Here is a 12,906-nt window from a genome sequence, read left to right on the forward strand (position 1 = left end):
GTATGTATCTGGGCATCGATCTTGGCACATCAGAAGTAAAGGCGCTGGTCATTGACGAAAACAACGGCGTTGTCGCCACCCATAGCGCGCCGCTGACGATACAGCGTCCGAAGCCGCACTGGTCTGAACAATCGCCGGAAGCCTGGTGGGAGGCAACCGAATACCTGATTGCCACCCTCCGGGAGAAGTGCGGCCACCACTGGCAGGCGATAAAAGCCATTGGCCTTTCCGGACAGATGCACGGTGCGGTACTGCTGGATGCCGCGGGTGAACCCCTGCGTCCGGCCATCCTGTGGAATGACACCCGCTGCGCGCAGGAGTGCGCAGAGCTGGAAGAGATGGCGCCCGAGCTGCACCAGGTGGCGGGGAACCTGGCAATGCCGGGGTTTACGGCACCAAAGCTGCTCTGGGTGCGCCGTCATGAGCCGCAGAACTTCAGCCGTCTCGCCACCGTGCTGCTGCCGAAGGATTATCTGCGCTTCAAAATGACCGGAAAAAAAATCTCTGATATGTCGGACTCGGCAGGGACGCTGTGGCTGGATGTGAGAAAACGAGACTGGTCGGATGCACTGCTGGAAAAATGTGGGCTGTCGCGTGCCGCCATGCCTGCGCTGGTGGAAGGGTGTGAGGTCTCGGCGCTACTCGAACCTGCGGTAGCGCAGCGGTGGGGTCTGAACCCCTCGGTTATCGTTGCCGGCGGCGGGGGAGATAACGCCGTCAGCGCGATAGGGGTTGGGGTCGTTTCGCCGGGCGATGCGTTTATTTCGCTGGGCACCTCCGGCGTGCTGTTTGTGGTCACGGATGCCTACCGTCCGGCGCCCCAGTCTGCCGTGCACGCGTTCTGTCACGTGCTGCCAAACCTGTGGCATCAGATGAGCGTGATGTTAAGCGCCGCCAGTTGTCTACAGTGGTTTTGCCGTCTGGTGGGCGTCACGGAGCTGGCATTGCTTGAGGAGATCGCCCAGCTAAGCGATGCGGAGAAAGCGAGCGCGCCGATGTTCCTGCCCTACCTTTCCGGGGAACGTACGCCGCATAACGATCCCTGTGCACGGGGCATGTTCTGGGGGCTAACGCACTCCAGCCAGCGTGCGCTGATGGGGTATGCGGTGCTGGAAGGCGTCAGCTTCGGTATTGCCGATGGCCTTCGCGTGTTGCAGGAGAGCGGCACGCAGATTGAACAGTGCTCCCTCGTCGGCGGCGGGGCGCGGAGCCCCTTCTGGGCCCAGCTGCTGGCCGATATTCTGGCGATGCCGGTGGTGACGCATAAGGGCGGCGAAACCGGCGGTGCGCTGGGGGCTGCACGGCTGGCCTGTCTCGCAGCCGGTAAGCCGCTGGCTTCCGTGTGCGAAAAACCTGAAGTCTATAAAACCTGGCGCAGCGATCCGGCGCGCCACCGTGCGCTGATGACGCGTTACCAGCAGTTTAACGCGCTTTACCAAAACGACCTGAACTACCGAAACCCATAATTCTGTGGCAAAGACCCTCCGGCGATGCTGCCGGAGCGGTTCCCTGTACCCTAAAAACGAGGTCAATATGTCGTTAAATAACAAACAATGGCTGGGATTACCCCTGAGTCTGGTCTGGGGGTATATCGCTATCGCGGTCTTTATGACGGGCGATGGTTTCGAGCTGGCATTCCTGTCGCACTATATTAAGGCGCTGGGCTTCACGCCTGCTGAAGCCTCTTTCGCCTTCACGCTTTACGGTCTCGCGGCGGCGCTCTCCGCATGGATTTCCGGCGTGGTGGCTGAAATCATCACCCCGCAAAAAACCATGCTGATTGGCTTCGTCCTGTGGTGCGTTTTCCACGTCCTGTTTCTCGTTTTTGGTCTGGGTCAGGCAAATTACGCATTAATTCTGCTGTTCTACGGGATCCGCGGCCTGGCCTATCCGTTGTTCCTCTATGCCTTTATCGTCGCCATTGTGCATAACGTTCGCAGCGACAGTACCAGCGCGGCGCTGGGCTGGTTCTGGGCGGTTTACTCTATCGGCATCGGCGTGTTCGGCAGCTACATTCCGAGCTTTACCATTCCGCACATCGGGGAGATGGGCACCCTGTGGCTGGCGCTGGCATTCTGCGTAACCGGCGGGATCATTGCGCTGGTCTCTATGCGTAAAGTGGAAACGCCACGGCATATGCAGACTCTCTCCACCCGGGAAAAATTCGCCGAGCTGGGCCGTGCAGCGACGCTGCTCTACACCAACCGCAGTATTCTGCTCTCCAGCATGGTGCGTATCATCAACACCCTCTCCCTGTTCGGGTTTGCCGTCATCATGCCGATGATGTTTGTTGACGAACTGGGCTTCACCACCTCCGAGTGGCTTCAGGTCTGGGCGGTATTCTTCTTCACCACCATCTTCTCGAACGTCTTCTGGGGCGTGGTGGCGGAAAAAATGGGCTGGATGCGGGTGGTGCGCTGGTTTGGCTGCATCGGGATGGCGCTTTCGAGCCTGGCGTTTTACTACATTCCGCAGCACTTCGGGCATAACTTTGCCATGGCACTGGTGCCGGCCATCGCGCTGGGGATTTTTGTGGCGGCCTTCGTACCGATGGCGGCGGTGTTCCCGGCGCTGGAGCCGCGGCACAAGGGGGCGGCGATTTCGGTGTATAACCTGTCAGCCGGTCTGTCTAACTTCCTTGCGCCGGCGATTGCCGTGGTGCTGCTGCCCTGGTTCAGCACGCTCGGCGTGGTCATTGCCTACACGGCGCTGTATGTCGTGGCCTTCATCCTGTGTCCGTTTATTCGGGTTGAACAGCCTGGGTTTGTTCGTCAGGAAACCTGTAAGGGTGAAACGGTCGGAATTTCGTAATTTATTCAGGCCTGACGGCAGCGTCGGGCCATTCACGGAGACGTATGATGGATGTTAAGGCGGTAATTTTTGACATGGATGGCGTCATCATTGACTCCGAAGGCCTGTGGCGTCAGGCGCAGAAAGCAGCTCTTGCAGGCTGGCGTGCTGAGGTCAGCGACGAAGAGTGTGAGTCACTGACGAAAGGCAAGCGGCTGGATGAGATTGCCCGGACCTGGTGTGAATACTGTAAACTTGAGGCCGATCCTGTAATGATTGAAGCGGCCATTCGTCTGCGCATCATCGAACTGATTGGCCGGGAAGGCAAAGCGATAGAAGGCATCTACGACGTGATGTCGTATTTTCGTGAGGCAGGTTACCGGATTGCACTTGCCACCTCTTCGTCGCATGAAATCGTGCATGCGGTGCTTAAGAAACTCAGGATGGGTCACTATTTTGAGGTCATTTGCAGCGCCGACGATGAACGCTACGGAAAACCGCACCCTGCCGTCTATCTCTCGGCGCTGCGAAAATTAGGCCTGACGGCCTCGCAGTGCATAGTGATTGAGGACAGCCAGAGCGGCTACCGTGCCGCCCTTAGTGCGGGGCTCAAAACCCTCATCGTCTCGCCAGCGTGCCATCATGCCAGCTTTAACAATGCCAGTGGCCGGTATGCGTCTATGCATGCGCTGCTGGAAACGCTTGCCGTTCCAGCCCCGGAAGCGGGTTAGTTGACTGATTTGTAAGCGCAGAAGTTTCCGCGGGTTGTTGCCGGTCAGCATATTCCTGCTTCTGCGCTTACCTTCAAATAACGTCTCCCGATCAACCTCACATTTCCCCGCGCTTTTGTGAAAATTGTCACGTCCGACCGTGCATATGCCCAAAAAATAGCCTCTCCTTAACGCGTTTTGTCCGAGGACGTGCTGATTTTTTATGCTTAAATTACATACTGAAACGCATTTTTAAAATCATAAAACCCCTTTGTCATTTTCTGCTTCTGGGCTTATCGCCGGACTTAAGGACCGATAATGAAAATTGAATCTGTAGACGTCACCGTTTTTCAGTACCCGACGCGTCGGGTCTCTGACGCGGCGGGGCATTCGCATCCTGGGCCGGAGAGCATGGCCAAAATGGCGATGTTGACCATCACGGCAGAAGAGGGCACCCGCGGATATTCGTTCGCGCCGCCGGAAGTGGTGCGCCCCTTTGTGGTCAATACCTTCTTTCGCAAAGTGCTGGTGGGGCAGGACGCATTCAACCGGGAACGCATCTGGCAGGATCTGGCGCACTGGCAGCGGGGAAGCGCGCATCAGCTGACCGAGCGTGCGCTGGGCTTCGTTGAACAGGCGCTATGGGATCTGATTGGCCGTAAGCTCAACCTGCCGGTCTGGAAACTGCTTGGCGGCTATCGCGATAAGGTGCCGGCCTACGGCAGCACCATGTGCGGCGACGATCTGCCGGGCGGATTATCCACGCCAGAGGAGTACGCCAGCTTTGCCGAAAAGCTGGTGGCGCGCGGTTACAAGGCCATCAAGCTGCACACCTGGATGCCGCCGGTCTCTTTCGCCCCCAATCCAAAGATGGACGTCAAAGCCTGTGCCGCCGTGCGTGAAGCGGTTGGCCCGGATATTGACCTGATGATTGACGGCTACCACTGGTACAGCCGTACCGAGGCGCTGTACATCGGCAAAGCGCTGGAAAAGCTTGACTTCGCCTGGTTTGAAGAGCCGATGGAAGAGGAGAGCATGGCCTCCTACGCGTGGCTGGCGGAGAACCTCTCGATTCCGGTTATCGGGCCGGAAAGCCTGGGTGGAAAGCACCACAGCCGTGCTGACTGGATCAAAGCCGGGGCCTGCGACATCCTGCGCGCTGGGTCGAACGGCGTGGGCGGCATTTCCCCAACGCTGAAGGTGGCGAACCTGGCGGAATCTTTTGGCATGGACTGCGAAATACACGGCAACGGCGCGGCCAGCCTGGCGGTGATTGGCGCCATCAAAAACTGCCGCTGGTACGAGCGCGGCCTGCTGCACCCGTTCCTCGACTACGACCAACCGGCGGCGTACCTCAACAGCCTGGTGGACCCGATGGACGAAAACGGCATGGTCAGTCTGCCGACCCGCCCGGGACTGGGCGAAGACATTAATTTTGCATATATCGAAGCCAATACCGTCAGCCACGACTGACAGATAAAAACGTACCCTACAGGCGATATATACATGAAACGATCTCCCTTAGCCGGGGCGTGCTTGCTCGCGCTCTCGCTGATGATGGGGAGCGGTGCGGCGTACGCGAAAACGCCGCCCGACCAGCTCATCATCGGCATGAACATGAATAACCTGCTGACCCTCGATCCGGCGGCAATGACCGGTAACGAAGTGGTCGGCATTGTGGTCAATCTCTACGACTCGCTGGTGGAGCTGGACCCGAACGCGCTCACCAACGTCAGGCCCGCGCTGGCGACGTCCTGGGATATTTCGCCGGACCGTAAAACCCTGACCTTTCACCTGCGTGACGACGTTAAATTCCACTCTGGCAACCCGCTGACGGCGGAGGATGTGGTCTGGTCGATGCGCCGTCTGCTGCACCTCAACCTTGCCCAGGCGTCGGTGTGGAAGTCGTATGGATTTTCTAAGCAAAACATCGACAGCCAAATCAGTGCCCCCGATGCCTACACGGTGCAAATTGTTCTGCCTAAGCCTAACGATCCGCAGCTGGTGATCTACTCCCTCGGCGCGCTCGGCAACCTCGGCGTGCTCGACAGCAAAACGGTGCAGCAGCACGCGGTGAATAACGACTGGGGCAACCGCTGGCTTACCACCAACGAAGCGGGTTCCGGCCCGTTTATGCTGGAAACCTGGCAGGCGAAGGATGTGCTGCGCATGCAGCGTAACCCGCAATACTGGCGGGAAGAACCCAAAATGAGCCGGGTGGTGCTGCGTCATTTCCAGGAGTCACAAACCCTGCGCCTGATGATTGAGAAAGGCGACCTCGACGTTGCCAACAACATGGCGGTGGCGGACATTAACGCCCTGCGCAAAGACCCGCAGCTCACCGTCGAAGCCGTGCAGAAAGGCACGGTCTACTACGTGGCGATGAGCATGAAAGAGGCCCATTTCGCTAACCCGAAGGTGCGCGAAGCGGTGCGCTATCTGATTGACTATCAGGGCATCAACAGCGCGCTGATGCCGGGCTACGGCGTGCTGCACCAGCGCCCGATCAAGGCGGGTATGCCGTCCACGCTGCCGGACCCGGGCTATAGGCTCGATATCCCGCGCGCCAGAAAGCTGCTGGCGGAGGCGGGCTACCCGGACGGGTTTGACACCACCCTGCGGGTGCTGGCGGATCAGCCGTTCCTCAATATCGCCATCGCCGTGCAGTCGACGCTGATGCAGGCGGGCATCAACGCCAAAATCATCACCGGCACCGGGAACCAGATTTACGGCGCAATGCGCGAGCGCAAGTTCGACATGCTGGTGGGGCGCGGCGGTAGCGGCGTCGAACCCCATCCGCACTCCAGCCTGCGGGCGTTGGTCTATAACCCGGACAACAGCGATGAAGCCCGTCTGACCAACTTCCAGGGCTGGCGTACCAGCTTCTACGACAAGCCGCTCAACGAAATGATCGACAAGGCCCTGCTGGAGCGCGATCCGGAAAAACAGATCGCCGACTACCAGCAGATCCAGGTCCGCTACGACGAACTGATCCCGGCGATGGTTCCTCTGTCGCAGATGGTTGATTCGGTGGTGGTGCGTAACGAGGTGAAGAACTTCCAGTCGCACCCGTCGGCCACCACCTTCCTGCGTGAGGTCTACAAAACCGGAGGTGACAAATGAGTGTGGCAATTCTCGCGCCCGGCTCACGGACCCGACGCTTCTCAAAGCGGTTAACGCAGGTGGTGGTGACGCTGTTCGGCCTTCTGCTGCTGACCTTTTTCATCGGCCGCGTAATGCCCGTCGATCCGGTGCTGGCGATTGTCGGACCGGATGCCGACCACAGCACCTATCAGCAGGTCTATCACCAGTTGGGATTCGACCGGTCGCTGCTGGCTCAGTTCGGTATTTACCTCAATAACCTGCTGCACGGCGATCTGGGCAACGCGCTGCTGACGGGTAAACCGGTGACTGCCGATATTCTGCGCGTCTTCCCGGCGACGCTCGAGCTGGCGACGATGGCGATTATCGTCGGTGCGGGTCTGGGCATTCCGCTGGGCGTACTGGCGGCGGCGCGGCGCAACAGCGTTTCCGACTACGTGGTGCGCATCATCAGTCTGGCGGGTTATTCCACGCCGATTTTCTGGGTCGGGATGATGGGGCTGCTGCTGTTCTACGCCTGGCTTGGCTGGGTGGGAGGCGCGGGACGTCTGGATCTCGGACTGGAGGGGGTAGTCCCACGCCGCACCGGACTGATGACGGTGGATGCGCTGCTGGCCGGGAACGGCGCGGTGTTCTGGAACGCCATTAACCATCTGGTTTTGCCCGCGTCGCTGCTTGGCTTCCACTCGCTGGCCTATATCAGCCGCATGACCCGCAGCTTCATGCTGGCGCAGCTGTCGCAGGAGTTCATTATCACTGCCCGGGTGAAGGGCTTAACTGAACGTCAGGTGATCTGGAATCACGCGTTTCGCAACATTCTCGTGCAGCTCCTGACGGTAGTGGCGCTGGCCTACGGCTCGCTGCTGGAGGGGGCGGTGCTGATTGAAACCGTCTTCTCCTGGCCGGGCTTCGGTTCGTATCTCACCGGCAGCCTGCTGCTCGGGGATATGAACGCGGTCATGGGCTGCGTGCTGCTGGTGGGGGTCATCTTCGTGATGCTGAACCTGCTCTCCGACATGCTGTATCAACTCTTTGACCCGAGGACGAAATCATGACCGTTTCTCTGGATTCGCCGCTGGGGACCGGGCCATCCGAACGCCGCCAGCGTATCAGACGCACGCTGGGCCGCGCCGCGGGCTTCGCCGGCAAGATGGCGCGCAATCCGCTCACCGCCATCGGCGGCGGGATTATCCTGCTGCTGCTGATTGTGGCGGCGTTTGCCCCGCTGATCGCGCCGTACAACCCGCTGGTGCAGGACCTCAATAACGCGCTGGTCGCCCCGAACGCACTGCACTGGTTCGGCACCGACGAGTTTGGCCGGGACATCTTCAGCCGGCTGGTGTACGGCGCGCGCATCACGCTCTACATCGTGCTGCTGGTCTCCGTGACCGTTGGCCCGCTGGGGCTGCTGCTGGGCGTGACCGCAGGCTACTTCGGCGGCAGGGTGGACGCGGTGCTGATGCGCGTCACCGATATCTTTATCTCCTTCCCGAGCCTGGTGCTGGCGCTGGCGTTTGTCGCGGCGCTCGGGCCGGGGCTGGAGCACGTGGTGATTGCGATTACGCTCACCGCCTGGCCGCCGATTGCCCGTCTGGCGCGCGCCGAAACTCTCTCTCTGCGCCAGGCCGATTTTATCTCCGCCGTGCGGCTTCAGGGTGCTTCCCCGGTGCGCGTACTGTGGCGTCACATCGTCCCGCTGTGCCTGCCGTCAGTGATTATCCGCATCACCATGAACATGGCGGGGATCATTCTCACCGCCGCCGGGCTGGGCTTTCTTGGCCTTGGCGCACAGCCGCCGGAGCCGGAGTGGGGAGCGATGATCTCCAGCGGTCGTACCTACATGATGGAGTGCTGGTGGGTGGTGACTATTCCGGGGCTGGCGATCCTGATCAACAGTCTGGCGTTCAACTTCTTAGGAGATGGCCTGCGTGACATCCTCGATCCTCGTAGCGAATAACCCGATGCTCGACGTGCGCGATCTCCACGTCGATTTTATCAACGGCGACGCGGTCACCCACGCGGTGCGCGGCGTCTCTTTCCAGCTCGGACGCGAAAAGCTGGCGATTGTCGGTGAATCCGGTTCCGGTAAATCCACCGTCGGGCGGGCGCTGCTACGCCTGCATCCGGCCAAAGCGCAGATCCGCGCCGCGCGGATGCAGTTTGGCGATGTCGATTTACAGGCCGTCAGCGAGGCGCAGATGCGCGGCATTCGCGGCAAGCGCATCTCGATGATCATGCAGGACCCGAAATACTCCCTTAACCCGGTGGTGTGCGTGGGCGACCAAATTGCCGAAGCCTGGCTGACCCATCATCCGGGGCGCAAGGCGGAAGCCAAAGCCAGAGTGCTGGAGATGCTCGACGTGGTGCGCATTCGCCAGCCGGAGCGGGTGTATCACCTCTGTCCGCACGAGATTTCCGGCGGGCAGGGGCAACGCATCATGATCGCCATGATGCTGATCGCCGACCCGGAGCTGGTCATTGCCGACGAGCCGACTTCGGCGCTGGACGTGTCGGTGCGTTTGCAGGTGCTGGGCCTGCTCGACGACCTGGTGCAGTCCCGCGGTCTGGGGCTGATTTTTATCAGCCACGACATCAACCTGGTGCGCAGCTTCTGCGACCGGGTGCTGGTGATGTACGCCGGACGGGTGGTGGAGTCGATTGCCGCGAAGGATCTGCACAACGCCAGGCATCCCTACACCCAGGGGCTCATCAGCGCGCTACCGGAAATCAACCATCGCCGACCGACGCTGCCGGTATTACAGCGTCAGGCCAGCTGGCTCAACGAGTAAGGAGCAGAGATGATCGAGATACAACACCTTAACCTGACGTTTGGCGAGGGCGAGAAGCGTAATCAGGTGCTGGACGATGTGAATATCAGCGTGAGGGACGGCGAGATTTACGGCCTGGTGGGGGAGTCCGGTTCGGGCAAAACCACGGTGCTTAAATGCCTTGCCGGGCTGTTTACCCACTGGGAGGGCGAGCTGGCGATTAACGGCAAGCGGCTGGAAAAACGTATCAGCCAGGAACGCTGCCGCCGGGTGCAGATGGTATTTCAGGATCCGTACGGCTCTTTGCATCCGCGTCACACCATCGGCGATATTCTGGAAGAGCCGCTGCACATTCACCGCATAAAAAATCGGGAGCGGCGCGTTCACGCCCTGCTGGATAAAGTTGGGCTTAGCCGGGCGTTTCGCGATCGCTATCCGCACCAGCTTTCCGGCGGGCAGCGCCAGCGCGTGGCGATTGCCAGGGCGCTGATTCTGGAGCCGCAGGTGCTGCTGCTGGATGAACCTACCTCGGCGCTGGACGTCTCGGTTCAGGCGGAAATCCTCAACCTGCTGGCGGAACTTCAGCGTGAGTCGAACCTGACCTACCTGATGGTCACCCACGATCTGGGAGTGATTGCCCATCTGTGTCAGAAGGTGGCGGTAATGCAGTATGGCAAAATCCTTGAAAGCCTGACAGTGGACGAACTGGTGGCCGGGCAGGCCAAAACCGACTATACGCGGATGCTGGTCAATGCCTCACAGCAGTATTCCCGCGAGATGGCGCGGGAGGTGGCGGTGTATTAGGTAGCCGGGTGGCGACTACGCGATCGGTCCTGTAGGCCGGGTAAGGCGTAGCCGCCACCCGGCAAACCATCAGCGCAAGAGCTGACAATCCGGCGGTAATCGGCACTGCAACGCGCCCGGAACAACTTCGATGCGGAATTTCTCTCCGCTCAGCGGTTCGCCATCAAGGTTAAAGGTCATGCCGTGTGGGGCGATCACTTCAAACCACGCGGATTTCCCGGCGATAATATTGGGGCTCTCCTCTGGCTGTGTCAGCGTCGTAAACAGCGCGGGCAGCAGCCCGTCGCCAGTAAAAATGCGCAACTGTAGCTGACCATCATTAATCAGGGCTTCCGGGCAAAGCTGCTGTCCGCCGCCTGCCTGACGTCCGTTGCCGATACCAATCACCAGCGCGTCGCCCTGCCAGTGGAAGTTCTCACCGTGGATTTCACAGCTGTCGGGCTTGAGGGTGTCCATGCGCATCAGGCCGTGAATGAGGTACGAGACGCCGCCCAGCGCGGCTTTCAGCTTCTCCGGCGTTTCGCTGGTGATCCGCGTGCCGAAACCGCCCGTAGCCATGTTGATAAAGCAGGTTCTTTCATTCACCTGTGCAATGTCAACGGCGGTCGCTTTCCCGAGGATAGCCAGTTGCAGTGCTTTGCCTAAATCCTCAGGTATGCCGGCGCTGGTGGCAAAATCATTGGCGGTACCGAGCGGTAAAATGCCCATCACCGGGCGATGTGCTGTGTTGAGGTCAATAAGCGCACCAGCGATCTCGTTGATTGTTCCGTCGCCGCCGCCTGAAATGATGGTCTCAGCACCTAACCTGATGCCTTCGTCGATATAGCGTGCCGCATCGCCTTTTTCAAAGGTCACCCGCACGTGAATGCGCGCGCCATCTTCACGCAATTCGGTGATCGCCTGGCGCAACAGATCGTTGCCTGCACTTTTGCCATTGAGAATTAATAAACTGTCTGGATAGGATGCCATCCGGGTTGCTCCCTTTTTTAACTATAGAAAGAGTGTATCCCAGAGAAGGAAAAAGCGGGTAAGAACAGGATGAAAGGCAAAAAATAAGCCCGCGTAAGGGAGATTACGCAGGCTAAGGAGGTGGTTCCTGGTACAGCTAGCATTTATGGGTTATGTTTTTCAGCGGGGGGATAATACCCGTATTGAACGAAGCGGTATGTGATCCGATTCTAAGAATTATCCCAGCGTGAAAAAATCCCGTTGATTGACTATTTGCCGTGTGGATTTCGGGTATTTTCACCTTCAAAATTACGCATCAGCAGCGCAAACTCCAGCTCTACCTCTTCAGGAACCGGCAGCCAGACCACATGGCCGTCGCCAGGTGCGACCTCTATCGCCTCACCTTTTTTGTTTTCCAGGTGCTCGAGGCGGAAGTTCATGTTGCCCTGAGGCGTCATCAGCTCCAGGCTGTCGCCTTTAGTGAATTTGTTTTTTACGGCGACGGCGGCCAGCGGACCTTTACGTTCGCCGGTGAAGTCGCCTACAAACTGCTGGCGTTCGGAAATAGAGTAGCCATGCTCGTAGTTCTGGTAGTCGTCGTGGGTGTGGCGACGCAGGAAACCTTCGGTATAGCCGCGATGCGCCAGACCTTCCAGCGTTTCCAGCAGGCTGGTGTCGAACGGTTTGCCGGCGGCGGCATCGTCGATGGCTTTGCGATACACCTGTGCGGTACGGGCGCAGTAGTAGTAAGACTTGGTGCGGCCTTCGATTTTCAGGGAGTGTACGCCCATCTGGGTTAAACGCTCGACGTGTGCGATGGCGCGCAGATCTTTGGAGTTCATGATGTAGGTGCCATGCTCGTCTTCGAAGGCGGTCATGTATTCGCCCGGACGTTTGGCTTCTTCGATCATAAACACGCTGTCGGTAGGCGCGCCGATACCCAGCGTTGGCTCAACGTTGGTGACCGGGATCGGCTCGTGTTTGTGCACGATATTGCCGATGTCATCTTCTTTGCCTTCCTGAACGTTATATTCCCAGCGGCAGGCGTTGGTGCAGGTGCCCTGGTTCGGGTCACGCTTGTTGATGTAGCCAGAGAGCAGGCAGCGGCCGGAGTAGGCCATGCACAGCGCGCCGTGAACGAAGATTTCGATCTCCATATCCGGCACCTGGGTGCGGATCTCTTCGATCTCTTCGAGGGACAGCTCGCGGGACAGAATGACGCGGGTCAGCCCCATCTGTTTCCAGAATTTCACCGTTGCCCAGTTGACGGCGTTAGCCTGCACCGAGAGGTGAATGTCCATCTCCGGGAAGTTCTCCCGAACCAGCATGATTAAACCCGGGTCCGACATGATCAGCGCGTCCGGACCCATCTCCACGACCGGCTTCAGGTCGCGAATGAACGTTTTAAGCTTGGCGTTGTGCGGCGCGATGTTCACCACCACGTAGAATTTTTTGCCCAGGGCATGCGCTTCATTGATGCCGAGCTGAAGATTCTCGTGGTTGAATTCGTTGTTACGCACGCGCAGCGAGTAGCGCGGCTGGCCCGCGTAAACGGCGTCGGCACCATAGGCGAAAGCGTAACGCATATTTTGCAGCGTTCCCGCCGGGGAAAGGAGTTCCGGTTTAAACATGTTTGTTCTCGTTCTGATGACAGGTCAGATCCGCGTGCACCTGGTGCAGCGGTAAGGGGAGATCCCCCACTTTAAGGGCGGGCATTGTAGCGCTGCGGGGAAGAGAGGTAAAGCTTTGCCCCTCACCCTAACCCTCTCCCCAAAGGGGCGAGG

11 protein-coding genes are annotated in these 12,906 nt (G+C 59.2%); 9 read left to right on the forward strand and 2 right to left on the reverse strand.

Annotated elements, in window-relative coordinates; translation table 11 throughout:
• Positions 1-2: 2 nt before the first annotated feature.
• The 9 genes from xylB (at position 3) to SK62_RS06940 (ending at position 10,174) form a co-directional block, all read left to right on the forward strand.
• On the forward strand, positions 3-1,466 hold the full coding sequence (xylB, locus tag SK62_RS06900; RefSeq protein WP_047718908.1) for a xylulokinase: 1,464 nt from the start codon (positions 3-5) through the stop codon (positions 1,464-1,466).
• 67 nt (positions 1,467-1,533) lie between these two features.
• Positions 1,534-2,811, forward strand: coding sequence for an RbtT/DalT/CsbX family MFS transporter (locus SK62_RS06905; protein ID WP_017693074.1), 1,278 nt, complete (start codon positions 1,534-1,536; stop codon positions 2,809-2,811).
• 44 nt (positions 2,812-2,855) lie between these two features.
• Entirely contained in the window at positions 2,856-3,521 is a 666-nt protein-coding gene (locus SK62_RS06910; protein ID WP_080024813.1) for an HAD family hydrolase, read from the forward strand.
• A gap of 297 nt (positions 3,522-3,818) precedes the next feature.
• A complete protein-coding gene (locus SK62_RS06915) occupies positions 3,819-4,973 on the forward strand; it encodes a mandelate racemase family protein (RefSeq protein WP_039270398.1) in 1,155 nt (384 codons plus the stop codon).
• Between the two features lie 33 nt (positions 4,974-5,006).
• Entirely contained in the window at positions 5,007-6,623 is a 1,617-nt protein-coding gene (locus tag SK62_RS06920) for an ABC transporter substrate-binding protein (protein WP_039270399.1), read from the forward strand.
• On the forward strand, positions 6,620-7,657 hold the full coding sequence (locus tag SK62_RS06925; RefSeq protein ID WP_017693076.1) for an ABC transporter permease: 1,038 nt from the start codon (positions 6,620-6,622) through the stop codon (positions 7,655-7,657). The genes SK62_RS06920 and SK62_RS06925 overlap by 4 nt, the downstream gene beginning before the upstream one ends.
• On the forward strand, positions 7,654-8,559 hold the full coding sequence (locus SK62_RS06930; RefSeq protein WP_039270400.1) for an ABC transporter permease: 906 nt from the start codon (positions 7,654-7,656) through the stop codon (positions 8,557-8,559). Before SK62_RS06925 ends, SK62_RS06930 begins: the two co-directional genes overlap by 4 nt.
• Complete coding sequence (locus SK62_RS06935) at positions 8,531-9,391, forward strand: ABC transporter ATP-binding protein (protein WP_023295029.1); 861 nt, start codon at positions 8,531-8,533, stop codon at positions 9,389-9,391. Before SK62_RS06930 ends, SK62_RS06935 begins: the two co-directional genes overlap by 29 nt.
• 9 nt (positions 9,392-9,400) lie before the next feature.
• Positions 9,401-10,174 (forward strand): ABC transporter ATP-binding protein, encoded by a 774-nt coding sequence (locus SK62_RS06940; RefSeq protein ID WP_032669504.1) that lies wholly within the window; start codon positions 9,401-9,403, stop codon positions 10,172-10,174.
• 69 nt (positions 10,175-10,243) lie between these two features.
• Here SK62_RS06940 and yegS read toward each other — a convergent pair whose 3' ends face one another.
• Positions 10,244-11,143 carry a lipid kinase YegS gene (gene yegS / locus SK62_RS06945; RefSeq protein ID WP_015572360.1) on the reverse strand — a complete coding sequence of 300 codons (900 nt, stop codon included), beginning with the start codon at positions 11,141-11,143 and terminating at the stop codon, positions 10,244-10,246.
• Between the two features lie 248 nt (positions 11,144-11,391).
• A complete protein-coding gene (gene yegQ / locus SK62_RS06950; protein WP_017383261.1) occupies positions 11,392-12,753 on the reverse strand; it encodes a prephenate-dependent tRNA uridine(34) hydroxylase TrhP in 1,362 nt (453 codons plus the stop codon).
• Positions 12,754-12,906 lie beyond the last annotated feature (153 nt).

It is taken from the genome of Enterobacter sp. BIDMC109, assembly GCF_001037885.1.
Taxonomy (GTDB): domain Bacteria; phylum Pseudomonadota; class Gammaproteobacteria; order Enterobacterales; family Enterobacteriaceae; genus Enterobacter; species Enterobacter hormaechei_C.

Coding starts and splice junctions, on each gene's coding strand:
- xylB (WP_047718908.1), top strand. CDS start 3: ATGTATCTGGGCATCGATCTTGGCACATCAGAAGTAAAGGCGCTGGTC.
- SK62_RS06905 (WP_017693074.1), top strand. CDS start 1,534: ATGTCGTTAAATAACAAACAATGGCTGGGATTACCCCTGAGTCTGGTC.
- SK62_RS06910 (WP_080024813.1), top strand. CDS start 2,856: ATGATGGATGTTAAGGCGGTAATTTTTGACATGGATGGCGTCATCATT.
- SK62_RS06915 (WP_039270398.1), top strand. CDS start 3,819: ATGAAAATTGAATCTGTAGACGTCACCGTTTTTCAGTACCCGACGCGT.
- SK62_RS06920 (WP_039270399.1), top strand. CDS start 5,007: ATGAAACGATCTCCCTTAGCCGGGGCGTGCTTGCTCGCGCTCTCGCTG.
- SK62_RS06925 (WP_017693076.1), top strand. CDS start 6,620: ATGAGTGTGGCAATTCTCGCGCCCGGCTCACGGACCCGACGCTTCTCA.
- SK62_RS06930 (WP_039270400.1), top strand. CDS start 7,654: ATGACCGTTTCTCTGGATTCGCCGCTGGGGACCGGGCCATCCGAACGC.
- SK62_RS06940 (WP_032669504.1), top strand. CDS start 9,401: ATGATCGAGATACAACACCTTAACCTGACGTTTGGCGAGGGCGAGAAG.
- yegS (WP_015572360.1), bottom strand. CDS start 11,143: ATGGCATCCTATCCAGACAGTTTATTAATTCTCAATGGCAAAAGTGCA.
- yegQ (WP_017383261.1), bottom strand. CDS start 12,753: ATGTTTAAACCGGAACTCCTTTCCCCGGCGGGAACGCTGCAAAATATG.